27 protein-coding genes and 3 tRNA genes are annotated in these 25,941 nt (G+C 35.9%); 15 read left to right on the top strand and 15 right to left on the bottom strand.

The window, feature by feature from the left end; all coding sequences use genetic code 11:
• On the top strand, positions 1 to 1,517 hold a 1,517-nt coding region (locus tag ACP5O9_RS06915; RefSeq protein ID WP_428723693.1), incomplete at its 5' end, for an autotransporter outer membrane beta-barrel domain-containing protein.
• A 121-nt stretch (positions 1,518 to 1,638) separates the two neighbouring features.
• On the opposite strand, the gene ACP5O9_RS06910 is transcribed toward ACP5O9_RS06915, so the two are convergent.
• Genes ACP5O9_RS06910 through ACP5O9_RS06895 form a run of 4 tightly spaced genes read right to left on the bottom strand, consistent with a single transcriptional unit; the run spans position 1,639 to position 5,578 of the window.
• Positions 1,639 to 2,193 (bottom strand): LytS/YhcK type 5TM receptor domain-containing protein, encoded by a 555-nt coding sequence (locus tag ACP5O9_RS06910; RefSeq protein ID WP_428723692.1) that lies wholly within the window; start codon positions 2,191 to 2,193, stop codon positions 1,639 to 1,641.
• A 42-nt stretch (positions 2,194 to 2,235) separates the two neighbouring features.
• Positions 2,236 to 2,979 (bottom strand): ABC transporter permease, encoded by a 744-nt coding sequence (locus tag ACP5O9_RS06905; protein ID WP_353685688.1) that lies wholly within the window; start codon positions 2,977 to 2,979, stop codon positions 2,236 to 2,238.
• Positions 2,976 to 3,827 carry an ABC transporter ATP-binding protein gene (locus tag ACP5O9_RS06900; protein ID WP_353685689.1) on the bottom strand — a complete coding sequence of 284 codons (852 nt, stop codon included), beginning with the start codon at positions 3,825 to 3,827 and terminating at the stop codon, positions 2,976 to 2,978. Before ACP5O9_RS06900 ends, ACP5O9_RS06905 begins: the two co-directional genes overlap by 4 nt.
• Positions 3,824 to 5,578, bottom strand: coding sequence for an adenosylcobalamin-dependent ribonucleoside-diphosphate reductase (locus tag ACP5O9_RS06895; RefSeq protein ID WP_424904438.1), 1,755 nt, complete (start codon positions 5,576 to 5,578; stop codon positions 3,824 to 3,826). Before ACP5O9_RS06895 ends, ACP5O9_RS06900 begins: the two co-directional genes overlap by 4 nt.
• 56 nt (positions 5,579 to 5,634) lie before the next feature.
• On the opposite strand from ACP5O9_RS06895, the gene ACP5O9_RS06890 reads away from it, so the two are divergent.
• Together ACP5O9_RS06890 and dapB are read left to right on the top strand one after the other, a co-directional pair.
• The gene (locus ACP5O9_RS06890; RefSeq protein ID WP_353685691.1) at positions 5,635 to 5,853 is read left to right on the top strand and encodes a DNA gyrase inhibitor YacG; all 219 of its coding nucleotides are present in this window, start codon (positions 5,635 to 5,637) and stop codon (positions 5,851 to 5,853) included.
• The gene (gene dapB, locus ACP5O9_RS06885; protein ID WP_428723691.1) at positions 5,807 to 6,610 is read left to right on the top strand and encodes a 4-hydroxy-tetrahydrodipicolinate reductase; all 804 of its coding nucleotides are present in this window, start codon (positions 5,807 to 5,809) and stop codon (positions 6,608 to 6,610) included. Before ACP5O9_RS06890 ends, dapB begins: the two co-directional genes overlap by 47 nt.
• Before the next feature lie 79 nt (positions 6,611 to 6,689).
• On the opposite strand, the gene ACP5O9_RS06880 is transcribed toward dapB, so the two are convergent.
• From ACP5O9_RS06880 to ACP5O9_RS06870, 3 genes are all read right to left on the bottom strand, one after another.
• Positions 6,690 to 6,762: transfer RNA gene (locus ACP5O9_RS06880), tRNA-Cys, on the bottom strand.
• Between the two features lie 8 nt (positions 6,763 to 6,770).
• Positions 6,771 to 6,843: transfer RNA gene (locus ACP5O9_RS06875), tRNA-Gly, on the bottom strand.
• 3 nt (positions 6,844 to 6,846) lie between these two features.
• On the bottom strand, positions 6,847 to 7,095 hold the full coding sequence (locus ACP5O9_RS06870) for a hypothetical protein (protein ID WP_424904435.1): 249 nt from the start codon (positions 7,093 to 7,095) through the stop codon (positions 6,847 to 6,849).
• A gap of 220 nt (positions 7,096 to 7,315) precedes the next feature.
• Here ACP5O9_RS06870 and ACP5O9_RS06865 point away from each other — a divergent pair, with 220 nt between their 5' ends.
• Entirely contained in the window at positions 7,316 to 8,194 is an 879-nt protein-coding gene (locus ACP5O9_RS06865; protein WP_424904434.1) for a phosphoribosylaminoimidazolesuccinocarboxamide synthase, read from the top strand.
• Here ACP5O9_RS06865 and ACP5O9_RS06860 read toward each other — a convergent pair.
• Positions 8,175 to 9,017 (bottom strand): deoxyribonuclease IV, encoded by an 843-nt coding sequence (locus ACP5O9_RS06860; protein WP_353685695.1) that lies wholly within the window; start codon positions 9,015 to 9,017, stop codon positions 8,175 to 8,177. The genes ACP5O9_RS06865 and ACP5O9_RS06860 overlap by 20 nt on opposite strands.
• A 347-nt stretch (positions 9,018 to 9,364) precedes the next feature.
• Between ACP5O9_RS06860 and ACP5O9_RS06855 the strand changes: the two genes are divergently transcribed.
• Positions 9,365 to 10,417 carry an arsenic resistance protein gene (locus ACP5O9_RS06855; protein WP_428723690.1) on the top strand — a complete coding sequence of 351 codons (1,053 nt, stop codon included), beginning with the start codon at positions 9,365 to 9,367 and terminating at the stop codon, positions 10,415 to 10,417.
• 2 nt (positions 10,418 to 10,419) lie between these two features.
• The gene (locus ACP5O9_RS06850) at positions 10,420 to 11,121 is read left to right on the top strand and encodes a universal stress protein (RefSeq protein WP_428723689.1); all 702 of its coding nucleotides are present in this window, start codon (positions 10,420 to 10,422) and stop codon (positions 11,119 to 11,121) included.
• Between the two features lie 123 nt (positions 11,122 to 11,244).
• On the opposite strand, the gene thiD is transcribed toward ACP5O9_RS06850, so the two are convergent.
• From thiD to ACP5O9_RS06835, 3 genes are read right to left on the bottom strand one after another with little or no spacing between them, the layout of a single operon-like run.
• Complete coding sequence (gene thiD / locus ACP5O9_RS06845; protein ID WP_353685698.1) at positions 11,245 to 12,012, bottom strand: bifunctional hydroxymethylpyrimidine kinase/phosphomethylpyrimidine kinase; 768 nt, start codon at positions 12,010 to 12,012, stop codon at positions 11,245 to 11,247.
• The gene (locus tag ACP5O9_RS06840) at positions 12,009 to 12,806 is read right to left on the bottom strand and encodes a YihY/virulence factor BrkB family protein (RefSeq protein ID WP_428723688.1); all 798 of its coding nucleotides are present in this window, start codon (positions 12,804 to 12,806) and stop codon (positions 12,009 to 12,011) included. Before ACP5O9_RS06840 ends, thiD begins: the two co-directional genes overlap by 4 nt.
• On the bottom strand, positions 12,800 to 13,591 hold the full coding sequence (locus ACP5O9_RS06835) for an amidohydrolase family protein (RefSeq protein WP_353685700.1): 792 nt from the start codon (positions 13,589 to 13,591) through the stop codon (positions 12,800 to 12,802). The genes ACP5O9_RS06840 and ACP5O9_RS06835 overlap by 7 nt, the downstream gene beginning before the upstream one ends.
• A 100-nt stretch (positions 13,592 to 13,691) precedes the next feature.
• On the opposite strand from ACP5O9_RS06835, the gene ACP5O9_RS06830 reads away from it, so the two are divergent.
• The 4 genes from ACP5O9_RS06830 to ACP5O9_RS06815 are packed head-to-tail and all read left to right on the top strand — an operon-like array spanning position 13,692 to position 17,292.
• Positions 13,692 to 14,894: a 2,3-bisphosphoglycerate-independent phosphoglycerate mutase gene (locus ACP5O9_RS06830; RefSeq protein WP_428723687.1), complete on the top strand. Its 1,203-nt coding sequence runs from the start codon at positions 13,692 to 13,694 to the stop codon at positions 14,892 to 14,894.
• A complete protein-coding gene (locus ACP5O9_RS06825; protein WP_428723686.1) occupies positions 14,891 to 16,240 on the top strand; it encodes a TatD family hydrolase in 1,350 nt (449 codons plus the stop codon). The genes ACP5O9_RS06830 and ACP5O9_RS06825 overlap by 4 nt, the downstream gene beginning before the upstream one ends.
• Positions 16,241 to 16,243: 3 nt before the next feature.
• Entirely contained in the window at positions 16,244 to 16,564 is a 321-nt protein-coding gene (locus tag ACP5O9_RS06820) for a hypothetical protein (protein WP_353685703.1), read from the top strand.
• A complete protein-coding gene (locus tag ACP5O9_RS06815; protein WP_353685704.1) occupies positions 16,552 to 17,292 on the top strand; it encodes a prepilin peptidase in 741 nt (246 codons plus the stop codon). Before ACP5O9_RS06820 ends, ACP5O9_RS06815 begins: the two co-directional genes overlap by 13 nt.
• Before the next feature lie 3 nt (positions 17,293 to 17,295).
• Here ACP5O9_RS06815 and glgP read toward each other — a convergent pair whose 3' ends face one another.
• Positions 17,296 to 18,990 carry an alpha-glucan family phosphorylase gene (gene glgP, locus ACP5O9_RS06810; RefSeq protein WP_424904427.1) on the bottom strand — a complete coding sequence of 565 codons (1,695 nt, stop codon included), beginning with the start codon at positions 18,988 to 18,990 and terminating at the stop codon, positions 17,296 to 17,298.
• The gene (locus tag ACP5O9_RS06805; RefSeq protein ID WP_353685706.1) at positions 18,981 to 19,787 is read right to left on the bottom strand and encodes a 1,4-dihydroxy-6-naphthoate synthase; all 807 of its coding nucleotides are present in this window, start codon (positions 19,785 to 19,787) and stop codon (positions 18,981 to 18,983) included. The genes glgP and ACP5O9_RS06805 overlap by 10 nt, the downstream gene beginning before the upstream one ends.
• Positions 19,788 to 19,866: 79 nt before the next feature.
• Here ACP5O9_RS06805 and rpsT point away from each other — a divergent pair, with 79 nt between their 5' ends.
• From rpsT to acsB, 5 genes are all read left to right on the top strand, one after another.
• Positions 19,867 to 20,175: a 30S ribosomal protein S20 gene (gene rpsT / locus ACP5O9_RS06800; RefSeq protein WP_353685707.1), complete on the top strand. Its 309-nt coding sequence runs from the start codon at positions 19,867 to 19,869 to the stop codon at positions 20,173 to 20,175.
• Between the two features lie 257 nt (positions 20,176 to 20,432).
• Positions 20,433 to 21,218 carry a dihydropteroate synthase gene (locus ACP5O9_RS06795; RefSeq protein WP_353685708.1) on the top strand — a complete coding sequence of 262 codons (786 nt, stop codon included), beginning with the start codon at positions 20,433 to 20,435 and terminating at the stop codon, positions 21,216 to 21,218.
• A 9-nt stretch (positions 21,219 to 21,227) separates the two neighbouring features.
• Positions 21,228 to 22,187 carry an acetyl-CoA decarbonylase/synthase complex subunit delta gene (locus ACP5O9_RS06790; RefSeq protein ID WP_353685709.1) on the top strand — a complete coding sequence of 320 codons (960 nt, stop codon included), beginning with the start codon at positions 21,228 to 21,230 and terminating at the stop codon, positions 22,185 to 22,187.
• On the top strand, positions 22,159 to 23,499 hold the full coding sequence (acsC, locus tag ACP5O9_RS06785; RefSeq protein ID WP_428723685.1) for an acetyl-CoA decarbonylase/synthase complex subunit gamma: 1,341 nt from the start codon (positions 22,159 to 22,161) through the stop codon (positions 23,497 to 23,499). The genes ACP5O9_RS06790 and acsC overlap by 29 nt, the downstream gene beginning before the upstream one ends.
• Complete coding sequence (acsB, locus tag ACP5O9_RS06780) at positions 23,496 to 25,643, top strand: acetyl-CoA decarbonylase/synthase complex subunit alpha/beta (RefSeq protein ID WP_428723684.1); 2,148 nt, start codon at positions 23,496 to 23,498, stop codon at positions 25,641 to 25,643. Before acsC ends, acsB begins: the two co-directional genes overlap by 4 nt.
• A gap of 4 nt (positions 25,644 to 25,647) precedes the next feature.
• On the opposite strand, the gene ACP5O9_RS06775 is transcribed toward acsB, so the two are convergent.
• Positions 25,648 to 25,721, bottom strand: a tRNA-Met gene (locus ACP5O9_RS06775).
• Between the two features lie 8 nt (positions 25,722 to 25,729).
• On the bottom strand, positions 25,730 to 25,941 hold a 212-nt coding region (locus ACP5O9_RS06770), incomplete at its 5' end, for a hypothetical protein (protein ID WP_428723683.1).

The following is a 25,941-nucleotide window of genomic DNA, read 5'->3' as shown; positions in this document are numbered from 1 at the left end:
CAGTATTAAATAGTAGCAATGCAACAGTTATCAATGACGGAACTATGAAAGTAGTTCTTAGCCTACCTAAAAATGCTGACATGACAAATGTTAATGCGGCAGTTTTCTATATTGAAAATTCTAATGTAACCCTTTCCAACTATGGCTATACCTGGGTTGAAGGTAATGTGGCAGGTAAAAATTTGAGAACCTTATGGATTGATAGTTCTAATGTTACTCTTAAGGACAAATTTGCTATTACCTTTGGAGCACCAGGTGTAAATCCTGATACAAGACCAATTTATGTAGATTCTTATTCGACACTTGATCTTAATAATGCCACTCTTATTGCAAGACCTGATAGTAGAAATTTAAGACTTAATGAACCCTATTACTTAATTGAAAATCATGGAACTGTAGAAGGTCAATGGGGTGGGCTTGAGAGAGGATATCCTAATCCAGATATTCAGGTAGCCTGGTATGATCCAAAAAGCCTTGGAGCAGATTCTGCTATTGTTTTTAGCTATGTTCCAACAACCCTTAGTGCCTTAGCACCTGTTACAGGAGGGATGGCAGGAGCTTCAATTATAGCTTCAGCTATATCAGCAGCTCTGCTTACTTACTCTCCTACATCTATGACTATGGTTGTTGGCTATGACAGGCAACCAATTATGTTAGCTTCAGCAGGAGTTAGTGAGGCTGGATATATAGCTCCAGCTTATAGCAAGGGTATTTGGCTTATGCCTCTTTATACAAGGGTTAATGCTAATGACCTTGGGTTTGATGCAGATTCTTATGGATTTGCCCTTGGAGGAGGTGGAAGATTTGCACCAAATTTTGGGGTAGAACTCTATGCAGGTTATTTACGCAATGACCTTGATTTTAAAGTTAGAGGAGCAGATAGTGAAGATCAGGACCTTTACTTTGGAGGATTTAATCTGATTTATGCGCCAAAGCCCTACTTTGCAAAGCTTATGGCAGTTGGATATTATGCCAATCATGACTACAAGGGTTATACAGGACTTTATTATGACCTTGTTGAAAAAGCAGATTATAACAGTTATGGACTCAGATTTGACCTTATTGGTGGATATATAATAGGTAATAAAACAAGGATTATTCCTCAGGTCGGAGTAAGTTATGCATATTATAATACTGATAGCTTCTGGACAAAGGTTCCTGACAATCCTAATCTTAGAAGACGCTATGAGCCTGAAGATCTTAATGTGTGGAAAGTTATTGCAGGACTGGATGTTATTTCTGATTTTGAGACTAAAGGAACAACAAATGTAAGGGTATTTGGAGGATTAAGGCTTGAGCAGGCAATAACTGATAATGATATTTCAGCAATTACCTATGCACCAAATCAACCAAAATACAAGCTTGAAAAAAGTATTGCAGATACAACTGGGATATTGCAGGCAGGAATTATTTTAAGCTTCAATAAGAGATTAAGCCTTGAGCTTTCTGGAAAAGCCGATCTTAATGCAGATTATCAGGCTTATACAGGAAGAGCTGTATTGAGATATAACTTCTAAGAGGTTGCATTGACTCAGGAGGTGTCCATGCACCTCCTGAAAGCATAAACATTGGTGTAAAAATTACGAGCATGAGCATCATTGTCATCTGTTTTAAGCCTTGCAAGTGTTTCAAGTTCAACTATTTCAAGTTGTGTTGAAAATATATGGGCAAGTCCTCTTGCCACTTCAAGAGTAACATCTGAATTTCGCCTGTTTTAATTGCGTGTGCAGACTTTATAATAAACATCTGAATAATCTCTCCAGCAAAACCTGCTAACCATGCTACATGCCAGGGAATTAATCCCTTCCTCCAGTATTTGTAAACAACTCCTCCGAGAAAACCCTCAACAACTGCTGACAATCCGCATGAAAAAGCTGTAAATCCGCCAACAAAGTATCTATGAACACCTGCAATAACTCCAGCTCCTGCTCCTACTAATGGACCACCAAGAAGCCCTCCTACCATAACACCAACAACTCTTGAATTAGCAAGTGCTCCGTGAATCTCAACTGCTCCAAATGTCCCAAGTATTCCAAGTCCTCCGCAGACAAATGTAAGAATTAATTTATCTTTAGTTGAAGGTTTCCGGGATAAAACTCTTCCCAAAGCAGGCATTCTTGAAAGGATAAAAGCTACTGTTGCTATAATACTAAGCCTTTGCGAAAGTATCAAAGTTAATTCAAGAATATCCATTTTTTAAAGTATAAAATAAAACTAAAAATATTGGCTACTGTTTCACTCACTGTATTTTTTCATTAAAGTTGAGCCAATGAGAAAAAAACAAAGACAATAAAATAAAATTAAGCTTAAAGAAATCATTGCCTCTGTATCAATATAACTTTTTCTTATCAGTATATTTGTATGAGTAAGGGGCATTATGTAGATTATTGGCTTAAAAATCAGCGGGATTCTATCAATTGAGAAAAATGTTCCACTGAAAAAAGCCATTGGCATTATGAAAAAGTTTGAGTAAGTGGCTGTATCTTCGTGTGATTTTGTTATCATTCCTGTTATCACACCAAGACAGGCAAACATAAAGCAATTAAGTAAAAGGGTTAAAATAAAAATCAGATTTATAGAAAATTTTGATGGTACTACAAAGCCCACAACAATTATAAGCAGAGAGGCAAAAAGCCCCTTTACCATTCCAGCCATAACCTCTCCTATCATTATGGAAAAAGGCTTTATGGGTGATTGAATGTAAACCTGAAAAGTCTTGAAATAGAGTCTGCTGAGATTAAGAGAGCTTGCAACCCATGAGTATGAATTGTTCATTGAGCTCATTGCTACAAGACCTGGCAGCAGAAATGTTAGATAATCAGTTCCTTCAGAAAGTTTTACTGTTTTTCCAAGCCCAAGCCCGAATGTAACAAGATAAATAATCGGTGCCATCATCGCTGAGAAAATGTATCCCAGTCTCAGAAGCTTTCGCCTGAACTGAAGCATCTCTTTAAGAAAAACAGGATACCAGCCTGTCATGTTGCTTCCCTGATTCCTTTAATTCTTTCTCCAGTTAGCTTTACAAAAACATCTTCAAGATTGGATCTTCTTATCATTACTCCATCGCCTCTGTGTTTTGCAATCTCATAAGCCTGTTCTCTACTGTGACATATCTCACTTATCAGCCTTCCCTCTTTATCAGTAAACTCAACCACATACTCACCAACATCTTTTTTAAGTTCTGAAGGGCTGCCAAGGGCAATTAACTTTCCATGTGAAAGAATCCCCACCCTGTCACAAAGTGCCTCTGCCTCTTCAATGTAGTGGGTTGTAAGAAGCACAGTTCTGCCCTGAGCCTTGATTTTTCTTATGATTTGCCATAGTTGTCTTCTTATATGGGGGTCAAGCCCGATTGATGGTTCATCAAGAAATAAAACCTTTGGTTCAGGCAGCAATGCTCGGGCAAGAAGTGTTCTACGCTGAAGCCCTCCTGAGAGAGTTGATACAACAGAGTGCTTTTTGTCTTTTAGCTCCATTACTTTGAGAATCTCATCAATCTTTATTTTAAGTTCTTTTACTTTGTGAAGCATTCCATAAATTAAAAGATTTTCGTAAACAGTAAGCTCTCTTTCAAGATTGTTTTCTTGAGGGACAACTCCTATGATTTTTTTTATTTCAAAAGGATTTTTTACAACATCAATCCCGTCAATAAAACATTCTCCTTCATCAGGTTTAGTAAGAGTTGTGAGTATTTTTACAGTGGTCGTCTTACCAGCTCCATTGGGACCGAGAAGTCCAAATATTTCACCTTTCTTTATTTCAAAACTCAGGGACTCAAGTGCCTTTACATTTCCATAACTTTTTGATATATTTTCAAGCTTGATCATACAGCATCATGAAATTTTGTTACTCTCGGTGTCCTTCCTTTTGTCTCACAGCATTCTGTGAGATGAGCATCACTTACTTTGAGAAGTGTTCCTGTCTTTGAACCATATCTGAAAACTGTTATTCCCTTAAGTCCTTTTTTGTAGGCAAGAATGAAAATTTTTGCTACTTCTTGCTTTTTTGTTCTCTGTGGTAGATTTATTGTTTTTGATACCGCATTGTCTGTGTATTTTTGAAAGCAGGCTTGCATTTCAATATGTTGCATAGGAGTAATTTCAAGGGCTGTTTTAAAAAGTTTTTTAATTTTTAATGGAACGCTTTTTATGCCTCTAAGAGTTCCTTTCTGTCTTAATTCATTAATAAATTCTTCACTGTAAAATCCCTGTTTTTGAGCGAAATCTATAAGATATTTATTTATTATCTCAAACTCTGTATCAAGAATTCTTTGTTTGTAGGCAAGTAAAAAATAAGGCTCTATTCCACTTGAACAGTCAGCAATTATTGAAATTGTTCCTGTGGGCGCAATGGTTGTTGTGGTGGCATTTCTCATCATGGTGCCTCTTTTATCCCATAAAGAGCCTTTGAAATTTGGAAAAACTCCTCTTTTTCGTGCAAGCTCCTGAGATGTTTCGTGAGATTTTTCCTTTATAAATTTCATTACTGTTTCAGCCAGTTGGAAGGCTTTTTTATGATTATAGGGGACTCCAAGCTCCACAAGACAGTCTGCCCAGCCCATTACTCCGAGCCCTATTTTTCTATTTCCCTTGTGCATTTTTTCAACCTCAGGCACAGGATAATGGGTAACATCAATTGCATCATCAAGAAATCTTGTTGCTATTTTTACATCATGCTCAAGCATCTGAAAATCAATGCTACCACCTTTTACATACTTTGATAGATTAATTGAGCCAAGAATGCATGCCTCATATGGTAAAAGAGGTTGCTCACCACAGGGATTTGTGCTTTCTATCTGACCTATATGAGGAGTTGGATTATATCTGTTTATTGTATCGATGAAAATAACTCCAGGGTCTCCTGTTTCCCATGTTGATTCAACAATTTCATCAAAAACTTCCTTTGCTTTAAGCTTTTTTACAACCTCACCATTTCTTGGATTTATCAATGGATAATAATCATCCTTAAAAAGAGCATCCATAAAAGCATCTGTAACAGCAACAGAGATATTGAAATTGCTTAAATTTTCAAATCTTTTAATTCTTACAAACTCAAGAATATCAGGGTGATCAACTCTCAATATGCCCATATTTGCCCCTCTTCTTGCACCACCCTGCTTTATTATGTCAGAAGCTTTATCAAATATTTTCATAAATGAAACAGGTCCGCTTGCAATGCCACCTGTTGAGCGAACAACATCTCCTTTTGGTCTTAAGTGAGAGAAATTAAATCCAGTTCCACCGCCACTCTGAAGAATTAACGCAGCATCTTTAAGTGTTTTAAATATTGCCTCAATGGAGTCTTCCACAGGCAGAACAAAACATGCTGCCAGCTGAGCCTTTGGTTTACCGGCATTCATCAATGCTGGAGAATTGGGAAGAAATCTTAATGAGCTTATAATTTCATAAAACTTCTCTGCCCATTCAGAGGGATTTTCTTGATAAAGCTCTTCAGCCTGAGCAACATAATTGGCAACACGATGAAACATCTGCTCAGGTGTTTCAATGACTTCACCCTTTTCATTTTTAAGTAAATATCTTATTTCAAGAACTGTTTTTGCTCTATCCGTAAACACCATAATATAGTGTATCACATTAGTTGCAACTTTAGAAGATGAAAAATTAAAATTAAATCATGAAAATTAAATGTCCTATATGTGGTAAAGAAACAACAATTGAGAATAATCCCTGGAGACCCTTTTGTTCTAAAAATTGTAAAATTATTGACCTCTGGAACTGGTTTCATGAATACTATTCAATAAAAGTTGAAGAAGTAGATGAAACAATAAACATAGAGGAGGAACAAGATGATAAAAGTAACAGTATGTGGCGCAGCAGGAAGAATGGGCAGTAGGATTATTGCCCTTTCAAAGGATTACCCAGAGATAAAAATTGTTGGAGCTTTAGAATCAAAAAATAATCCAAAAGTAGGCTCAGATGCTGGAGTAGTTGCTGGAATTGGGGATTTGGGAGTAAAAATAGTTGATGATATTGAAAGAGTTATTGATAATACCGATATTGTTGTTAATTTTACAAATCCAGAAGCTACTTTAGAACATCTTGAAATTGTAAGAAAGTATAAAAAATCAATGGTTATTGGAACAACAGGCTTTAGTAATGAACAACTCACCAAAATTCAGGAAATAGCAAAAGAAATCCCTATAGTGCTTTCACCTAATATGAGTATCGGCGTAAACCTTTTATTTAAAATTCTTAAAGATGTGGCAAAAGTGCTCGGAGATGACTATGATGTGGAAATTGTTGAAGCACATCACAGAATGAAGAAGGATGCACCCAGTGGAACAGCTATAAAAATGGCAAAGGTTATTGCTGAAGCATTGGGAAGAAATTTTGACGAAGTTGCTGTTTATGCAAGAAAAGGCATCATTGGAGAGAGAACAAAAAAAGAAATAGGAATTCAAACAATAAGAGCAGGAGACATAGTTGGTGAGCATACAGTTATTTTTGGTGGATTGGGAGAAAGAATTGAAATAACCCATAAAGCATCAAGCAGAGACACCTTTGCAAGAGGTGCTTTAAGAGCAGTGCTCTGGCTTTATGGAAAACCTGCGGGACTTTATGATATGGGAGATGTACTCGGAATAAAATAGAGGTTCTTAAAATTGCCAGTATAAAATTACTGTCGTGAGCGACTGCAGCGTTTTTGAAATCATTTTTTTAAAGAATTAAAGGCGACGGCCGGATTCGAACCGGCGCATGGCGGTTTTGCAGACCGCTCCCTTAGCCGCTTGGGTACGTCGCCAATAAAAAAGCGGGTGGCGGGATTTGAACCCGTGACCCCAACCTTGGCAAGGTTGTGCTCTACCAGCTGAGCTACACCCGCATATTAATTAACTCTTTTTTTGGGATCAAGAGAATCTATAATTTTCTCAAATATCTCTAATTGCTGTTCCATATTATCTAATTTTAATTCTAACTCTTTTATCCTTCTATTTGCAAATTCCTCGAGGGCCTCAGCTTTTTTCAATAAATTTTCCCGCATTTCTTCAAAATCTCTTATAAGTTTGTTAATCTTTTTAAGCTCTCTTTTCTTTTTCCATTTTTTAAAAAAGGAAAGCATATAAAAAACTATCATAAAATCTCTCTTTGTGTCAATAATTGAATATTGGAGGCAGTCAGATTCCTCCATCGATGGTACCGGAATGATAGAAAAGAAACGAAGATGCTCAGAATTACAATAAACAAAGGGTGTACTGGAAATGACAAAAAATGATAAAGTTTAGTATGATAATAAAAGAATTTTTAAAATTTTGTAAGTGTTTTAATAGTTTAAAAATTATTCGCAGGAGGCAATTGTGAATCATGTTATTGTTGAAACAAATTTTAAAGATGTAAAATTACTTCGCAGGGGAAAAGTAAGAGATATTTATGAAGTGAATAATTATTTGCTAATTGTTGCAACAGATAGAGTTTCTGCCTTTGATGTGGTGCTTCCAACTGGAATTCCAGGAAAAGGTAAAATTTTAACACAGATTTCTCTTTTCTGGTTTAATCAAGTAAAAGATATTATTGAAAATCATGTTGTTTCAGCTGATGTAGCTCAGTTTCCAGAGCCACTAAAAAAATATAAAGATATTTTAGAAGGAAGAAGTATGCTTGTGCGAAAAGCCAAGCCCCTTGCTGTGGAGTGCATTGTTCGTGGATACATAACTGGTTCTGGATGGAAGGATTATCAAAAAACAGGAATGATCTGCGGAATTAAGCTTCCAGAAGGACTTGTAGAGTCACAGAAGCTTCCGGAACCTCTTTATACACCAAGCACAAAGGCTCAGCAGGGACATGACATAAACATAAGCTTTGAGGAAACTGTTAAAATTCTTGGAGAAGAAACAGCTAAAAAAGCAAGAGATTTTTCAGTTGCGATTTATAAAAAGGCATCGGAGATAGCAGAAAAAAAAGGAATTATAATTGCTGATACAAAAATGGAATTCGGGTTTTTTAATGGAAAATTGATTATTATTGATGAACTTTTAACCCCTGATTCATCAAGATTTTGGTCAATAAAGGATTACTCTCCTGGAAAACCTCAGGATAGCTACGACAAACAAATTGTAAGAGATTATCTAATTTCAATAAACTGGAACAAAAAGCCGCCTGCACCTGAGCTACCAGAGGAAATAGTTAAAAAGACTGCTGAACGGTATGAAGAAATATTCAGGATTCTAACCTCTTGAGGATTTCTCTTACAGTAGAAAGATTTTTTAAATCATCATCGAAAGATTTTTTAGGTGTTTCAAGAATAAGTGGCACATGGGAGATTTCTTTTATTTTTAAAAAGTTTTCAAAGCCTTTTATGCCGATATAGCCTTTTCCAATATGTTCGTGCCTGTCAATACCAGAGCCTGCAGGTGCTTTTGAATCATTGAGATGAATTAATTTAATCAAATCAAAAGAGCCATATTTAGAAAGCTCTTCAATGAATTTTTTTAATCCGTTTTCATTTGCTATGTCATATCCAGCAGCAAAGAGATGACATGTGTCAATACAGATTCCTCCTATAATTTCACTCTCAACATTTTTAAATGTTTCAATTAAATCGGGAATTAATGCTGTAATCTTGCTTTTTGCTGTGTTTTCTATGAGGATTTTACATTTCTCAAGCTTTCCAATTTTGCTGAATCCTTCACGAGTTTTTGCAAAAATTTCTTCTTTTTCCATATCTTTATTGTCCTTTAAATGTATCACATAGTAGTCTGCACCAAGAACATCAGCCATTAAAACTTCTCTTTTTAAAAGATACCGTGATGAAGCAATGGTTTTTGGGTTTGATGAAATGAGATTTATCAGATAAGAGGCATGAACAACTAAAGGATTCAACTTGTAAAGCTGCATAAGCTTCTTGAATTCATCAATAACTTCTACGCTAAACTCTGGAATCTGCCATAGCCGTGGACTGTGAAGAAATATCTGAAAAGTAGTGCATTGAAGCTCTACTGCTTCATTAATAGAATTAATTAAGCTGTTTTTAACAGAAGTGTGAACTCCAACTGGTCTCAACCGTATAAAATTTCCTTTTTGAAAAATTCCTCATTTAATTTTTTAAATCTTAACTGATGCCTTGCAATATTGTCAATTTTTTATAGTGTCCTGGTGATATAAAAATTTTTATATATAAAATTGATAGAGTAATGAAAAGAGGGTATCTTACATTGATTTAACAAAAACCAACATAAAGAAAGAAGAAATACACCAATTTATTATTTTGCATAATTGACATTGCCAGGAAAAATGAAAACTTGACAAAAATATCAAAATTTATTTATATATGTCTTAAAGATAAAGCGTCTCCGCTGGCCCATTGATGACCCGGTGGGCACAACTGAAATTCATTGAGGAGGTTAAGGATGTTCAGGAGATTTCTTGAAAAACTTCACAACTTCAGGTTGCTGCCGGTGTTTGTCATTGTCAGCATGGCCATTGGCATTGCCATTGGCAAGTGGTATGGTATTTCGAACTTTGAATTGACACCGCCTATTGATGCAATTAAATCCATATTTCACGGCACATATGAGTTTAGCATTGGGAATACCCTTGCCCTCGGCGTGGTTGTCGGTCTTTTTATGATGATGTATCCTGCAATGGCAAATATCAGGTTTGAAGATTTAGGAAAGGCTGCAAAATCTCCAAAACAAATCTTGATAGTCATATTCTTCAACTATGCCATTGCGCCGTTTTTCATGCTCCTGCTTGCAAAGATATTCTTAAGTGGTGAGCCTGATTTATACACAGGCCTTGTACTTTATGGCCTCGCCCCTTGTATTGCGATGGTTATTGTATTTACATATCTTTCTGCCGGCAATGGACCCCTCGCAATAATCCTTGTAGCATTGAACTCAATCATTCAGATGATTCTGATACCTGTCTATGCAAAACTCCTTCTTGGAGAGATCCAATTCGATGTCTGGGTCGTTGGCGAGAGCGTGCTTTTGTATTTAGGCATTCCACTTGTTGCGGGGATGCTTACGAGGTTTCTCGGTGTGAGGCGATATGGTGAGGAATGGTTTCATAGACTGAAGTTCTATCTTGATACCATGTCAATCATAGGGCTTCTATTCACCCTTGTCGTAATGTTTGCATTGAAGGGAGATTTGATATTAGAAAAACCCTTCTTCATTGTCCAGATGGCGATACCCATGACACTCTTCTTCTGGACAATGTTTGTAATAGTTTATCTCACAGGATGGAAATTAGGATTGAATTACAGGGATGCAGTTGCGGTCGCCTTTAACTCAACAGGCAGGGATTTTGAGATAGCAATCGCAATAGCTATTACCGCATTCAATCCAACGGTCGCTTTGGCCACGGTCATCGGCCCGCTCATCGAAGTGCCTGTGATGCTTGCCCTTGTATGGTTTGCAAAGAAGACAGAGTTTAAACTCTTTAGAGGGAGGGAGTAGTCATGTATAAAAAGATACTTTATCCAATCAAATTTGAGGAATTCTCTCTTGATGTGCTCTCCTGTATATTGAATTTCAAAAAGGTCGGGACAGAGGAGATAATCCTTCTCCATGTCATAGATGTTGCCAGACTGCCGATGGACAAATACGAGGGCTATCATCCTGAAGATGTAAAGAGGCTCACAGAGATTGCTGACCTGAAGATGGCTGAGGGAATAAAGGTCATAGAGGATGCCGGTATCGGAGCGAAAAAGGTCATAACAGTTGGAATCCCTTACAAAGAGATACTGAGAGTGGCTGATGAAGAAAAGGTCTCACTCATCGTCTCAGGCAGGCAGAGAAAAGGTGTGCTTGGTGAGATATTTATCGGCTCAAATACAGATAAGATTATTCGTTATGGCAATGTGCCAGTTTATATACCGAAGTATCCAGCCATATTTGGTGCAGATAAAGAGGCTTGCAGAAGGTTCTGCGAAAACTTTTTTAAGAAAGTCCTCTATCCAACCGACTGGTCAGATTGTGCAGAATATGCCCTCCAATACCTTAAAGGTCTAAGAGGTGCTGGTATTGAAGAGGTTATTGTTGCCCATGTGATGGATGAAAAGGCAATGAGGCTTCAGCCACCAGAAAAGTTCAAGGAGTTTGAAAAGGTTGATAAGGAGAGGCTTGAGAAAGTTAAGGAGGAACTCGAAAAAGGGAGGTAAATAAGGGTGAAGCGGAAGCTACCATGATGATCATAGTGGGATTGTTCATTCTTGCCTTTGTCTCGGGTATGCTTGGTCACAGAGTGAATTATTTTTATTGAACAAGCTCTAATCTTGTTGCTTTCAATCTATTTTCAATAACCTCATCCCATGACCTAATTTTAATGCATTTTTGATGGCATTTTTAACAAAATTTTTTGTATTCATTAAAGCTTCATCTGGTTCATATCCAAGACATAAAAATGAGAGAAAAGCTGAAGAAAAAGCACATCCTGTACCGTGAAATTCACCACAATATTTTTCATCTTCTGCTTTATAAAAATTTTCCCCATCATAAAGTATGTCAACTGTTTTTTCTTTAAAATGTCCTCCCTTAACTATTGCAAGGCTTGTTCCCATCTCATAAAGTTTCTTTAATGCTTGATAAACATCATCAACTTTTTCAATTTTTACTCCTGTAATTGTTTCTGCCTCTGGAATGTTTGCGGTAACAGCCATTGAAAGTGGAATGAGCTGTTCTTTGAGAATTTTTAATGCTTCATCCTCTATTAATTTAGCTCCCAGAGTAGAAATAATCACAGGATCAACAACGAATTTTTTTATATTGAATTTTTTAATTTTTTCAATTACGCACAGGAGTGCTTCTTTACTGTAAAACATGCCTGTTTTTGCTCCATCAGGTTTCATATCTCTCAGTAAAGTTTCAAATTGGGCTTCTATTACTTCCACTGGCATAGGATAAGTTAAAAAAAACTCTGATGTGCTCTGAGCAGTAACAGCAGTTATTATGCTAATTCCATAAATTTTTAAAGAATGAAAAACCTTTAAATCCATCTGAATTCCTGCTCCAGATGTTGGATCAGAAGCACCTATGGTTAAAGCTATTTTCATTTCTTTTCAATGTGTTTTATCAATTCTGCACCATAAAGAAAAACTGCCCACCCATAAAACAGCCACATGAGAAGTGCAAGAAAAGTAGATACAGAGCCATAAAGACTGCTTATTTTGATTATATGTGTAACATAATAGGCAAAAACATATTTAGCAATTTCTATTAACAAAGTTGTAACTGCAGCTCCTGTTAAAATTGCGCTCAGCTTAATTTTTTTGCTTGGTAAAATTTTATAAAGTAAAGCAGCAATAACAAACATGATCACAAAAGGAAGGATATATCTTATAAAAAAAATAAGCAGTGTGCTAAGTGAATAAAATCCAAGAGGTTTAAAAACTCTTATAAGGTAAGTAAGAGCAAAGGATAATGCCACAGTCAGTGTTATTAAAAGAATTATAAAAAAGGACATAAATAAGGACATTAGAAAATGTCTTTTTCTGTTGCTTTTGAAAATTTTATTAAGAGAAAATTCAATTGCTGTAAAAAGCTGTAAAGAAAAAATGCCATAAAGAAGAAGTGAGATACTACTTACCTCCTTTGAAGCTAAAATCTTTCTCAACTCCTTGATCATTTCCAGTTCTACCTCAGGGAAAAAAGAAATTAACCTTAAATAAACAAATTTTATAACTCTTTCTTCCTGGATTACATTAACCAAAACATTGACAACAAACATACTTAGAGGAATAATTGATAAAATTGAAAAAAAAGCAAGGGAAGAACTCAAAAAAACTCCTTCATCCTTATAAAAATCTTTTAAACTTAAGATAAAAACCTTGGGAATTTTTGTCAGCATCTGAGTAGATTTTCTGCATTAAGATGGAAAATTTTCTCTAAAAATTCTTGCTCAAGACCGAGTTTTTTTAGATTTTCAATTTCTTTACCCTGGTCAGCCCAGGGAGAATCGGTTCCAAAAAGCACATAATCTGATGGATGCTTAAGTATCAATTCCTTAATTTTTTCATCAGGCATCCATCCAAAAGAAAAAGAAATTTCCATATATATTGGCTTTCCAATCATCAACTTTTCCACTTCATCCCATTGTTTCCATGCTCCAAGATGGGTTGCTATAAATTTTAAACCTGGAAATTTATTTATTACATTCATTATTCTCTGAGGGCAGGCAATGTCCCACTCAGGAAAGGCTATATCATAACCGCAGTGCATCACAACAACCAGATCATTTTCTATCAATGCTTCATAAATGGGATAAACCCGCTCATCATCAATTGCAAAGTTTTGATAAAAGGGATGCATTTTTATTCCACAGAATCCCTCTTTTTTTATCAACTTTATATGCGATTTAATCTCTTTGTCCTCAGGATGAACTGATGGCAGAGGAATGATTCTTTCAGAGCGAATTTTATCACTCCATCTAAGAATTGAATTAAACTGTTCTGGCTTTGTGGCAATATTACACAAGACAGATTTTGCTATATGATTTTTATCCATTGAACGAATAAGATCATCAAGGCTTCCATTAAGGCATGCTTTAACATTACTGTTTTGCTCAAGTTTTTTTATTGCCTTTTCAGCAATTTCCTCTGGAAAAGCATGTGTATGGAAATCAATAATCTGCATGAGTTTTATTTTATCCTTAAAAAATCTTAATTTGTCAATAAGGTTTTCCTTTTAAACTCTTTTTTGTTATTATTAATTATCCTGATTTAAGAGGTGCTTTATGGATATATCATCTTTAGTCCAAAAAAACAACACGAAAATAGTTTTTGTAATACTTGACGGAGTTGGAGGTCTTCCTATAAATGGGAAAACAGAGCTTGAGGCTGCAAACAAGCCAAATCTTGATGCTCTTGCAAGGGTTTCAGCTTGCGGGCTTCACATTCCTGTATATTATGGAATAACACCTGGAAGCGGACCCGGACATTTTGGAGTTTTTGGATATGATCCACTTCAGTATGAAATTGGTAGAGGTGTTCTTGAAGCGCTGGGACTTGGAATAGAACTAAAAAAAACTGATGTTGCATTAAGATGTAATTACGCTACTATTAAAAATGGCATAATTGTTGACAGAAGAGCAGGAAGAATTCCTACTGAGAAAAATATAGAGCTCACTGAGAGATTATCAAATCAGATAAAAGAAATTGATGGAGTGGAAATTATTTTAAAGCCAGGGAAGGAACATAGATTTTGTCTTGTAATGCGTTTTCCAAAAGTTATTAATGAAAACAATGCAATGGTTACTGATACTGATCCTCAGAAAGAGGGAAAGCCACCAGCAGAGCCTTTAGCATTAAATGAAGAATCAAAAGAAGTTTCAGAGATAGCTAAAAAATTCATTAAAAAAGCAGAAGAAATTTTAAAAAATGAAGAAAGAGCAAACTATGTGCTTTTAAGAGGTTTTTCTGCCCTGCCCCACATTCCTTCTTTTGAAGAAAAATACGCACTTAAAGCATGCTCCATAGCAGTATATCCAATGTATCGGGGAATTACAAGACTTCTTGGTATGGAAACTTTGCCTGTTGAGGGTGACATCAAGGAAGAAGTAGAAATGCTCAAAAAAGTCTATAAGGATTATGATTTTATTTTTGTGCACATTAAAAAAATTGACTCATTTGGAGAAGATGGAAACTTTGAAGGTAAAGTAAAGAAAATTGAAGAATTTGACAGCTTTCTTCCTGAAATCATTTCATTAAATCCTGATACAGTGGTTATTACAGGAGATCATAGTACTCCAAGTTTGCTTAAAGCCCACAGCTGGCATCCTGTTCCTTTACTGATAAAGTCTCCCTATGTTCTTGGCGGCACGGTTAATGCCTTTACAGAAAGAGAATGCCTGAAGGGTGAGCTTGGAATAATTCCAGCCACAGCAATTATGCCAATGGTTTTAGCAAATACATTGAGATTGAGGAAGTTTGGAGCATGATTGACAGTCACTGCCATCTTGAAATGTTTAAGGAAGAAATTCCTGATGTAATTCAGCGTGCCTATGATGCTGGTGTGAATACAATTATTACAATTGGCTCAGATATTGAAAGCCTTGATGAAGCTGTAAAAATTGCAGAGCAATATCCTATGGTTTATGCAACAGTGGGGATTCATCCTCATGATGCAAAGGATTTTAATGAGGAAGTCTTAAAAAAAATTTTTGAATTAAGCAGACGCCCAAAGGTTGTGGCTATTGGAGAAATAGGTCTTGACTACCACTATGAGCATTCTCCAAGAGATGTTCAAAGGTATGCTTTTATTCAGCAACTTGAGCTTGCCCGTCAAATAGGCCTTCCAGTAGTAATTCACTCAAGAGAAGCCTTTGATGATACTGTAGCTATTTTAAAAGAGCAAAATGTCCACAAGGCAGTTATGCATTGTTTTAGTGGCAGTCTTTCTCAGGCAAAAAAAGCCATTGAAATGGGATTTTTTATATCAATTTCTGGAGTTGTTACTTTTAAAAATGCAAAAAAGATTAAAGAAGTTGCTCAGTTTATTCCAGATGATTACTTAATGATTGAAACAGACGCACCATATCTTGCTCCTGAACCAAAGAGAGGCAGAAGAAATGAACCAGCTTTTTTAATTTATACAGCAAAAGCATTGGCAGAATTAAGAGCAGTAACAGTTGAAGATATTGACAGAATAACTACTGTAAATGTGAACAAACTTTTTCGCATTGGAGAGCTTCCTAAAGGAGAGATTGCTTATAAAATCAGAAATACTCTTTATTTAAATGTGACAAACAGATGTACAAATATATGCCGATTCTGCGTAAGATTTCACACTGACTATGTAAAAGGACACAATTTAAGGCTTGAAAGAGAACCATCAGCTCGGGAACTTATTGAAGCAATAGGAGATCCAAAGCAATATAAAGAAATTGTTTTTTGTGGTTATGGTGAGCCTTTTTTAAGACTTGATCTAATTAAGGAAGTTGCAAAATGGATAAAAGACAATGGAGGTAAAGTAAGAGTAAATACAAATGGACAGGGAAATCTTATTCATGGAAGAAAGATTTTACCTGAACTTGCAGGATTGATTGATTCAATTTCAATAAGTCTAAATGCACAGGATAAAGAAACTTATAACAGGATTTGTAATCCTTCAAATCCTGATGCCTATGAAGCAGTTATAGAATTTATAAAAGATGCAAAAAAATATGTTCCAAATGTTCAGGTAACAGTTGTTGATCTTAAGGAAGTGGATATTAGAAAATGTGAAGAGATTGCAAATTCTATGGGTGTTAAGTTTAAAATAAGACATCTTGATCAGGTGGGCTGAAAATTGCTTGAAATAATTAAAAGAGATTTTTTACAGGGGCTTAAAACATTTAAGTTCTGGGCAGAGGTGCTTTCTCAGAGAGTAAAAATTGAGCTAAATGTTTTGAAACTCATTAGTGAAATAAATAAATTAAGCTTGAAAAGAGATTTATTCCTTAAATCTATTGGCAAAGAAATATATGAATCATGGAATGAGAATTTAAATATTAAAGAAAGTGAAAACATATCAAGTCTAATAAGACAAATAAGAGAAATTGAAGCTCAGATAGAGGATAGAAAGAAAAAATTAAGCGAACTTGAGGACCTCAGCAGGTGGAAATTCTGATATTGATTTTTGGGCTTGTGGTTGGCTCTTTTGTTAATGTATGTATTTATAGAATTCCAAGAAAAATATCATTGCTAAAACCTTCTTCTTACTGTCCTTCCTGTGGTAATTCAATCAAGCCGTGGCATAATATTCCTGTTTTTAGCTTTTTGTTTCTTAGAGGTAGATGCGCCTATTGTGGAGCAAAAATATCTTTAAGATATCCTTTTGTGGAATTATTAAATGGTATTTTTTATTTGTTAGCATATTTGAAATTTGGTTTAAATCCTTCTCTACCTTTTGTTTTGATTTTTATCTCAGCTCTAATAGTTATCTCATTTATTGACTTTGATTTTCAAATTATTCCAGATCAGATTTCAATTCCTTTGATTTTTCTTGGACTTATTTTATCTTTTCTGCCCCATAATTCATTAAACCTCACTCAACACATTAAAGATTCCTTAATTGGCATAGGTGTTGGAGGAGGGAGTCTTTTAGTTGTTTCTTTAATAAGCAGAGGAGGGATGGGAGGAGGAGACATAAAGCTTAATAGTGCAGTGGGAGCCTTTCTTGGATGGAAGGCAGCATTGCTTACAATTTTTATAGGAAGTTTTATAGGTTCAATAGTTGGCATAATAATGTTAAAAAAAACAGGAAACCGAAAAATTCCCTTTGGACCATTTCTTTCACTTGGTGCATTGACATGTCTGTTTTTAGGTGAAAAGATATTAAAGTGGTATTTTGGATAGAGCTTATCTTATATAAGCTTCAGTTACATAAAATCTGACCATTCTATGCGTGTTAAAATAATAGGCGTTTAAAGCTATTGCATTTTTCATTATCTTTATCCATATATGACGGTTTTCATAAAATAAAGGTAAAATTTCATTTGCGAGTTTGTAATATAAATCTTCAGCGTCTCTTTTTGGGTCAGAACTTTCTTCAAGAGTTCCAATAGCCCATCCAGTATAACCTTCAATCCAGCCTTCAATCCACCATCCATCAAGCACACTTAAGTTGGGAACGCCATTGTGGGATGCTTTCATTCCAGAAGTGCCTGATGCTTCATAGGGTTTCTGAGGAGTATTAAGCCATATATCAACTCCTGCAACAAGTTTCATTGCCATTGCCATATCATAATTTGGGAGATAGACTATTTTGAGCTTGTCTTTCAATCTCTCTTTTACTTCAAAAATTTTTTGTATAAGCTTTTTTCCACCTTCATCTTTTGGGTGTGCTTTTCCAGCATATATAATCTGAATTCTTCCTTCTCCAATAATTGCAAGGCGCTCGGGATCTGAAATTAACAAGTCAGCTCTTTTGTAAGGTGTTGCCCTTCTTGCAAATCCTATTGTAAAGGTATCGTAGTTTAAATTTGCACCTGTGAGTCTATTTACATAGTCAATTAAATGTTTTTTTGCCTGCATATGGGCATCCCATAATTCTTCTTTAGGAATTCTCCATGCTCGCACAAATATTTCAGGTTCATTTGCCCATCCAGGAAGATATTTATTGTAAAGTTTTTTAAACGGCTCTGACACCCATGTATATGAATGAACACCATTTGTTATTGCATGTATCTCATAACCAGGAAACATTTTTTCTGAGACTTCTTCATGTTTTTTTGAAACACCATTTATAAACTCGCTAAGATTAAATCCAAGCAAAGTCATATTAAGCATTCCATCTCCTGCAAGTTTTTTTAATAACCATAATGGAACTACTTCTCCCATTATTTTTTGAACCACTTCATATGGGAATCTGTCATGTCCTGCAGCAACAGGAGTATGGGTTGTAAAGACACACAGGTCTTTTACTTTTTCAGTATCCCATACAAGCTCATCAGACCATACTTCTTCAATGGGTCTTTTAAATCTCTGAAGAAGTTCCAATGTTAAAAAGCTTGAATGTCCCTCATTCATATGATATTTTTTAATTTCAAAACCAAGCTCATCAAGAATCTTTATTCCTCCTATGCCAAGAATTATTTCTTGCTTAAGACGATACTGCAGATCTCCTCCATAAAGATAGTGTGTGAGAGTTCTTGATTGAGGGTCGTTTTCTGAGATATCTGTATCCAGAAAAAGCACTGGCACTTTTCCACCAGTTCCACTTTCTATAACATAAAGCCATGCAGTTATATAAACTGGTCTGTTTTCTATTGTCACTGTAACAATTACATCAAGTTTAGTTAAATATTTTTCAATATCCCATGGATCAGGATGTTCAATCTGCCTTCCAAAGGGATCGAGTTCCTGTTTGAAATATCCCATTCTGTGAATAAGAGTAATGCCTACCATAGGAATTCTTAAATCAGCAGCTGATTTTAAAGTATCTCCGGCTAAAATGCCAAGTCCGCCGCTATAAGTATGCATCTCTGGCCTTATTCCGATTTCCATTGAAAAATAAGCAATTCTTGGTTCTCTGGTAAATTCATCTATGACCATATTCCATCCTCGGGTATTTTTTTGATTAATTCATTTATTGCCATTATACCTTTTTGTCCCATATCAAAACTAAATTCATTTACATATGTTTGAATATGCATTTTTATTACCTCTTCATTAAGTTCCTGAGAATATTTTTTAGTAAATTTTACAGCTTCATCAAAATGACAGTAAGCGTAATGTAAGCTTTCTTTAATAATTCTGTTAACAGTTTCTTTTATACTCAATGATTTCTTGCAGACAATACAACCCAGAGGGATTGGCAAAGAACACTCCTTTATCCAGAACTCTCCGAGATCAGCAACTAAATGTAGTCCTTTCAAAGAGTATATAAATCTTCCTTCATGAATTAAAACTCCTAAGTCTGCTTTTTGTTCAGTTACTTTATCAATGATTTCATAAAAAGGCATGAATTCCACCATATATTTCTTGTCAGTAAAATTTTTTTGCCAGTAAAACCACATAAGCAAAGAGGCAGTTGTAAACCTTCCTGGAAGAGCGAGTTTAATAGTGGAAAGATTTTTAAGTTTTTCAGGATTTTTTGTAATCACTACAGGACCCTGCTCTGATAAAGCTCCACCTGATGGAATAACTTCATAATCTTCTTTAAGATAATAAAAGGCATGGGATGAAATCTTTGAAATATCAAGAGCTTTTTCAAGGCAGAGAGAATTTAAAGTTTCCACATCTTCAATAACAAAATCAAAATTAAGTCCCTGGGTGTTTACTTTTTTTTCAATTATTCCAAAAAATATGAAAGTATCATTTGGACAGGGCGATATCCCAAATTTTAACATGAAATAATTTTAACAGATATTGAAACAATTATGAAAACTATGCTAATTTAAAAAATTAATACTCATATAGGAGGGGAATTTGGCAACCAAAAGATCAACGATTAAGAAAAGAAGCAAGTCAGTATTAAAAAGAATAAGACAGAATGAAAAAAGAAGATTAAGAAATCAGGCATGGAGGACAAGAATTAAAACCTCCATTAAAAAGGTTGAAGAAGCAATTGCGCAGAAAAATCAAGAAACAATTCAGACTTTACTGAAGGAAGCAATAAAAATTATCAACAAAGCTGCTTCAAAAGGCGTAATTCATAAAAATACAGCATCAAGAAAAATATCAAGATTGATGAAAAAAATTAATAGTGCTTTAGTTTCTTTAGAATCTGCAAACTAATTAAATTTCCCCAAAAAGTTTCCGACTTTTTGGGGAATCACTTTTTTGTCTACAGCCTCTGTTTAATTTAGATATTCCTCAGGGATATTCCTTACTACCACCTGTAAGAAATCTCTCTGGAATAACACAGAAAGCATCACTTTATCTTTTTTGATTCTGTCATCCCATAACTTTTTTTATTTCAACAGAAAAATCGAAAACTCCAAAAATTTCTGTTTAATTGTGTTAAAATTTTTTATTAAACTTTTGTTGGAGGAATGATGCTGATTATCGGAGAAAGATTAACTATTATATCAAAAAGAGTTCGTGAAGCAATTTTAAAGAGAGACAAACTACCCATTCAGCAGATTGCCATTGAGCAGTGGAAGGCTGGAGCTCACATGATAGAGGCAAACATTGGTCCTGCTGAGGACGATGGAGAGGCTCTTATGGAGTGGATGGTTACAACTATTCAGGAAGCAGTGCCGCTTCCTGTATCTCTTGATACAACAAATCCAGAGGCAATGGAGGCAGGATTAAGAATTCACAACAATAAATGGGGAAAGCCTTTAATAAATTCAGCATCCCTTGATCCTGAGAGATTCATAATGTTTGAACTTGCAGCAAAATACAATGCTCCCATAATTGCCCTTACTGTTGGCAAGGGTGGACTTCCAAGAGATGCTGAAGAAAGGGTTGAAATAGCTGTTCAGCTTATGGAAAAGGCAGCGGAATACGAGATTCCTTTAGAAGATATATATCTTGACCCACTGGTTCTACAGATATCAACATCTCAAAATCAGGCAAAGGAAGTACTCCGTGCTATAAAGCTTTTTCAGGAGCTCAATGACCCTCCTATGAAGACAATTGTAGGACTTAGTAATCTTTCAAATGGATGTCCCAGAGAGGTAAGACCTATTCTAAACAGATATTTTTTAGCCCTTCTTATGTATGAAGGTCTTTCCGCTGCAATTGTAAATCCATCTGAAGTTATTGATGCGATAAAAACAGTGGATGTCATAATGGGCAAAACCCTTTATGCCCATTCTTATCTTGAAATTTAGAGGTGTTAAATGAGCTTTTCAATCCCAAAGGAAACATATTCAGGAAAACTTCCTGAAATTACTTTTGGCAGAGAAAAAAAAGCTTTTTTTGGTGGAGAATCTGCACTGCCCTTTCATTTTTTTGAAGGGGAGTTTCCTCATAAGCCTTTGATCGCATTTGAAATTCAGGATGATGTGCCTGAGGACTATCCAGATGAACTTGCCAGGGTTTACTTTTCAGTATGGGAAGACCCTGTAAGATGGGCAAAATTCTGTGAATCTCTTGGTGCAGAAGCAATTGCTTTAAGGCTTATGAGTACTCATCCAGACAGCAGAGATTCCAAACCTGACAAGGCTGCCCAGACAGTAAAAAAGCTTATATCTGAGATAGACTTGCCAATGATTATTCTTGGAAGCAATCATATAGAAAAAGACGCTGAGGTTTTACCTGTTGTTGCTGAGGCTTCACGGGGATATAACTGCATAGTGGGAAAGGCACAGGAAGGAAATTATAAAACCATTGCTGCATCTGCAATGGCAGGAGGTCATAGTCTTATTGCCATGTCTGAGCTTGATGTAAATCTTGCAAAGCAGTTAAATATTTTAATTACGCAAATAGGATTTCCAAGAGAAAAGATAATTATAGATCCAATGTGTTCTGCTTTGGGATACGGATTTGAGTATACCTATTCAGTGATGGAAAGAATAAGAATTGCAGGACTTCTTCAGGGAGACAGTATGCTTTGTGTTCCAATGGTTGCTGATGTTGGCTTTTATGTATGGAAAACAAAAGAAACTCAAGCGACTGAGGAAGAGATTCCTGAATGGGGAAGCCTTCATGAAAGAGCTATTATGTGGGAAGCTGTAACAGCCTGTTCATTTCTGCTTTCAGGAGCAGAGCTTTTGATAATGAGACATCCTGAGGCAATAAAAATTACAAAAAAATTTATTGAGGACTTATATGGCACTTACTGGAATAGAAATATTTAAGCTTCTTCCAAAGATAAACTGTAAAAAATGCGGATTTCCCACATGCCTTGCCTTTGCAATGAAGGTTGCCCAGGGTCAGGCAGACATTGAACAATGTCCTGAGGCATCCGAGCAGGTGAAGGCAAAGCTCAAAGAAGCTGCAACTCCTCCAATAAGGGGATTTGTTTTTGGACCTCAAAATAAATCCATAAAAATCGGCGAAGAACAGTGTCTTTTTAGGCATGAAAAAAAGTTTTTCAATCCTACAGTGCTTGCATTAAAAATAAAAGACACTGATAGCAACATAGATGAAAAAGTGAATACAGTTTTGAATTCTCAAATAGAAAGAGTTGGCGAAATACTTAAAATTGATGCAATTTTTCTTGAAAATGAATCAAATGACCCTTCAAGATTTAAAGAAGCAGCTGAAAAAATTGTAAAAGCTCAGATACCTTTAATTCTTGGAACCTTTACCCCTAACTCTGCAGATCTGGTTTTAAATGATTTATCAGAGATAAGAGCAGTTATTTATGGAGCCAGTGAATTAAACATTGATGAAATGGTAAGTATAGCAAAAAAATACAATGTTCCATTAACAGTTACAGCAAAGGGGATAGAAAAAGTTATTCCATTGGTTGAAAAAATTCAGAGCCTTGGATTTGAAGAAATACTCATTGATACAAAACCCGAGACAGCCATAGAACTTCTTACTGACAACACATTAATAAGACGAGCGTCATTGAAAAAGAGAGTTAAATCTCTGGGATATCCTGTCCTGACACTTCTCAGAGAACAAGACCCATTTTATGAAACTGTTCTTGCCTGTCTGGCTATTCTTAAATATTCATCAATAGTTGTTCTGAATGAAATCACAGGATGGAAAAATCTCGTGCTTTTCACATTAAGACAGAATATATATTCAGACCCTCAAGTCCCGATGCAAGTAAAGCAGGACATATACAAGGTTGGAGAGCCTGATGCAAGTAGTCCAATAATAGTTACCACCAACTTTGCATTAACTTATTTTCTTGTAAAGGGCGAGATAGAAAACAGCAAAGTCCCTGCATGGCTTGCCATAATGGATTGTGATGGTTTGAGCGTTCTTACCGCATGGGCAGCAGGCAAGTTTTCCGCAAGCAAAATTGCACAGTTTATAAAGGAAAGCGGAATTGAAGAAAAATTAAATCATAGGGAACTCATAATTCCTGGATATGTTGCTATGCTCAAAGGTGCTATAGAGGATAAACTTCCTGGATGGAGGGTTATTGTAGGAACTAAGGAGGCAAGTGGAATTCCAGCGTTTTTAAGAAATTATATAAGAAGTAAAGAATGATAGATGAATTCATTGAAATAGCAAAAAAGGCACTGCAAGATTTATTGAAAGAAACTGAAGAGAATCTAAAAAACACCATTTCAGAAAAGACAGAAAACTTTTCCTTTGAACTTCCCGATACAACCTATGGACTTCCCCTTATCTATGCTCTTGAGGGAATTAAAATCAATAATCTCATTGAACTCAAAAGATTTTTTGAAAGAATAAAGGAAAGCTTCACTCAATCCACTGACGCGATAACGCTATCATTGAACTATCTTTATCTTTCTGAGATTGCTCTGTCACTGAATTACATAAATACTGAAAGTATTGATAAATCCTCAGAATTTAAGTTTTATGGATTTCTTGGAGATACAATTCAGAGAACGCTTGGAGTTCAGCTTGTTGATGGTAGAATCCCTGCAGTGGCAGTTTTGCTTGGCAGACTTGACAGTGACAAACTTCTTTCAATAATTAAAGAACTTCAGGAAAAGAGAATTCTTACTTTTCTAATTGGTGCTGTTGCAGAGGAATTTTTAAAGTCAGGGCAAAGACATGGCTTTGAAGCTTATATAGTCCCTGTTGGCACAAAAACAGAACACACAGTTTTTGTTATTGACTGGGCAGTAAGAGCATCTTTGATTTTTGGAGGACAGACAGCAGGAGATAAAGATGCAATAATAGAATATGTGAGAAAAAGAATTAATGCCTTTGCAATCTCTTTTGGAAGTCTTAATGAAAAAGCAGTTGCTATGGCACTGGGTGCAGCGGTGCTTGCAATTCCTGTGATAACTGATCAGAGCCTTCCTGATGTTTCAATTCCTGAAATAGCTGAATATCCTCTTTTAACAGCGGAGAAAGACTACTCAAAGATTGTCAGAAAAGCAATTGAAACAAGGGGATTGAAGATAGTTGTTGAAAAACCTTCAATTCCTGTTTCCTATGGTCCTGCCTTTGAAGGTGAAAGAGTTAGAAAAGAAGATACTTTCATAGAGTTTGGAGGACAGAAAACACCTGCCTTTGAATGGGTTAGAATGATGGATGTTGCAGAGGTTGAAGATGAAAAAGTTGAGATAATCGGCACAGACTGGCGTAACCGCTATGAACAGGGCGGAAGAATGCCCCTTGGAATTATTGTTAAAGTAGCAGGAAAAAAGATGCAGAAAGATTTTGAGCCTGTTATTGAACGCCAGATTCATACATTCATAAATGAGGCTGAAGGGCTCTGGCATATTGGTCAGAGGGATATAAACTGGATAAGAATAAGTAAAAAAGCAAAACAAGCAGGTATCAGCCTTGAACATCTTGGATTGATAATAATGAGCATGACAAAGGCAAGATTCAAAAGTATCGTTGACAGAGTTGAAGTTTTGCTTTATGTTGATGAAAAAGATATTCTAACTCTGAGAGAGGAGGCAAGACAAGAATACAGACGAAGAGATTTAAGACTTGCCAGGCTTACGGATGAGGAAGTTGATAAATTTTATTCATGTCTTCTATGTCAGAGCTTTGCACCAAAACATGTGTGCGTGATTACACCTGAGCGTCCCGGCTTATGTGGAGCATTCACATGGCTTGATGCAAAAGCAGCCTATGAGATTGAACCAACAGGTGGGAATCAGCCTGTTGAAAAAGGTGAATTAATTGATCCTATCTATGGAAGATACAGCGGAGTTGATGAGTATGTGAAGAAACACTCTGGGGGACAAATACAGACAATAAATCTTTACTCCATCATGGAAAATCCCATGACTTCGTGCGGATGCTTTGAATGCATTGTTGCAGTTACACCTGAAGCAAACGGAGTTTTAATTGTAAATCGTGGATACAGTGGTATGACTCCTATTGGAATGAAGTTTTCCACAATTGCAGGAATGATTGGTGGAGGAGTGCAAACCCCTGGATTTATGGGAGTTGGTGTTAATTACATTACCTCAAGAAAGTTTCTAAAAGGCGATGGAGGCATAAGAAGAATTGTATGGATGCCAAAGGAATTGAAAGAAAGAATAAAAGAAAGTTTTCAGAAAGTAGCAGAACAAGAAGGTGTGCCTGAGCTTTTTCAAAAGATTGCTGATGAAACAGTTTGTGAAGATATTGAATGTCTGATTGATTATCTCTCTAAGGTCGGACATCCTGCCCTTGAGATGGAACCAATAATAAAATAAAAAATGGCGGCGAAGGGATTCGAACCCCTGACACGACGGATATGAGCCGTCTGCTCTGACCAGCTGAGCTACGCCGCCGAACAGTATTAATATATCAAAATCATCATTTTTTTGGCAAATATCTGAAAGACATTGAAATTGCCTACAAGAAATAGAAAACCCTTGCTTGTCCTACCATCGAAAGCTACTTTTTTCATCCCCAACCTGCAAAGCATGTGAGTAATCTCTCCAGATTTCAATAAGAAAACCATACTTCTGCTTGCAATAAGTTTCTCGAAATGACGAACCTCTGAGGCAA

Origin of the sequence: Thermodesulfovibrio sp. (assembly GCF_049969575.1) — a bacterium.
Lineage (GTDB): Bacteria > Nitrospirota > Thermodesulfovibrionia > Thermodesulfovibrionales > Thermodesulfovibrionaceae > Thermodesulfovibrio > Thermodesulfovibrio obliviosus.
Note: the sequence above shows the minus strand (reverse complement) of the source record. Positions and strands in the feature narration are given on the sequence as shown.

Bases quoted from the DNA above. Each gene is read 5' to 3' on its own strand.
- ACP5O9_RS06910 (WP_428723692.1), bottom strand. From the start codon at position 2,193: ATGGATATTCTTGAATTAACTTTGATACTTTCGCAAAGGCTTAGTATT.
- ACP5O9_RS06870 (WP_424904435.1), bottom strand. From the start codon at position 7,095: ATGATAGTTTTTTATATGCTTTCCTTTTTTAAAAAATGGAAAAAGAAA.
- ACP5O9_RS06900 (WP_353685689.1), bottom strand. From the start codon at position 3,827: ATGATCAAGCTTGAAAATATATCAAAAAGTTATGGAAATGTAAAGGCA.
- ACP5O9_RS06840 (WP_428723688.1), bottom strand. From the start codon at position 12,806: ATGCTGACAAAAATTCCCAAGGTTTTTATCTTAAGTTTAAAAGATTTT.
- acsC (WP_428723685.1), top strand. From the start codon at position 22,159: ATGGCACTTACTGGAATAGAAATATTTAAGCTTCTTCCAAAGATAAAC.
- ACP5O9_RS06790 (WP_353685709.1), top strand. From the start codon at position 21,228: ATGAGCTTTTCAATCCCAAAGGAAACATATTCAGGAAAACTTCCTGAA.
- ACP5O9_RS06795 (WP_353685708.1), top strand. From the start codon at position 20,433: ATGATGCTGATTATCGGAGAAAGATTAACTATTATATCAAAAAGAGTT.
- ACP5O9_RS06895 (WP_424904438.1), bottom strand. From the start codon at position 5,578: ATGGTGTTTACGGATAGAGCAAAAACAGTTCTTGAAATAAGATATTTA.
- ACP5O9_RS06805 (WP_353685706.1), bottom strand. From the start codon at position 19,787: ATGTTAAAATTTGGGATATCGCCCTGTCCAAATGATACTTTCATATTT.
- ACP5O9_RS06855 (WP_428723690.1), top strand. From the start codon at position 9,365: ATGTTCAGGAGATTTCTTGAAAAACTTCACAACTTCAGGTTGCTGCCG.
- ACP5O9_RS06830 (WP_428723687.1), top strand. From the start codon at position 13,692: ATGGATATATCATCTTTAGTCCAAAAAAACAACACGAAAATAGTTTTT.
- acsB (WP_428723684.1), top strand. From the start codon at position 23,496: ATGATAGATGAATTCATTGAAATAGCAAAAAAGGCACTGCAAGATTTA.
- dapB (WP_428723691.1), top strand. From the start codon at position 5,807: ATGATAAAAGTAACAGTATGTGGCGCAGCAGGAAGAATGGGCAGTAGG.
- thiD (WP_353685698.1), bottom strand. From the start codon at position 12,012: ATGAAAATAGCTTTAACCATAGGTGCTTCTGATCCAACATCTGGAGCA.
- ACP5O9_RS06890 (WP_353685691.1), top strand. From the start codon at position 5,635: ATGAAAATTAAATGTCCTATATGTGGTAAAGAAACAACAATTGAGAAT.
- glgP (WP_424904427.1), bottom strand. From the start codon at position 18,990: ATGGTCATAGATGAATTTACCAGAGAACCAAGAATTGCTTATTTTTCA.
- ACP5O9_RS06825 (WP_428723686.1), top strand. From the start codon at position 14,891: ATGATTGACAGTCACTGCCATCTTGAAATGTTTAAGGAAGAAATTCCT.
- ACP5O9_RS06905 (WP_353685688.1), bottom strand. From the start codon at position 2,979: ATGACAGGCTGGTATCCTGTTTTTCTTAAAGAGATGCTTCAGTTCAGG.
- ACP5O9_RS06835 (WP_353685700.1), bottom strand. From the start codon at position 13,591: ATGCAGATTATTGATTTCCATACACATGCTTTTCCAGAGGAAATTGCT.
- ACP5O9_RS06850 (WP_428723689.1), top strand. From the start codon at position 10,420: ATGTATAAAAAGATACTTTATCCAATCAAATTTGAGGAATTCTCTCTT.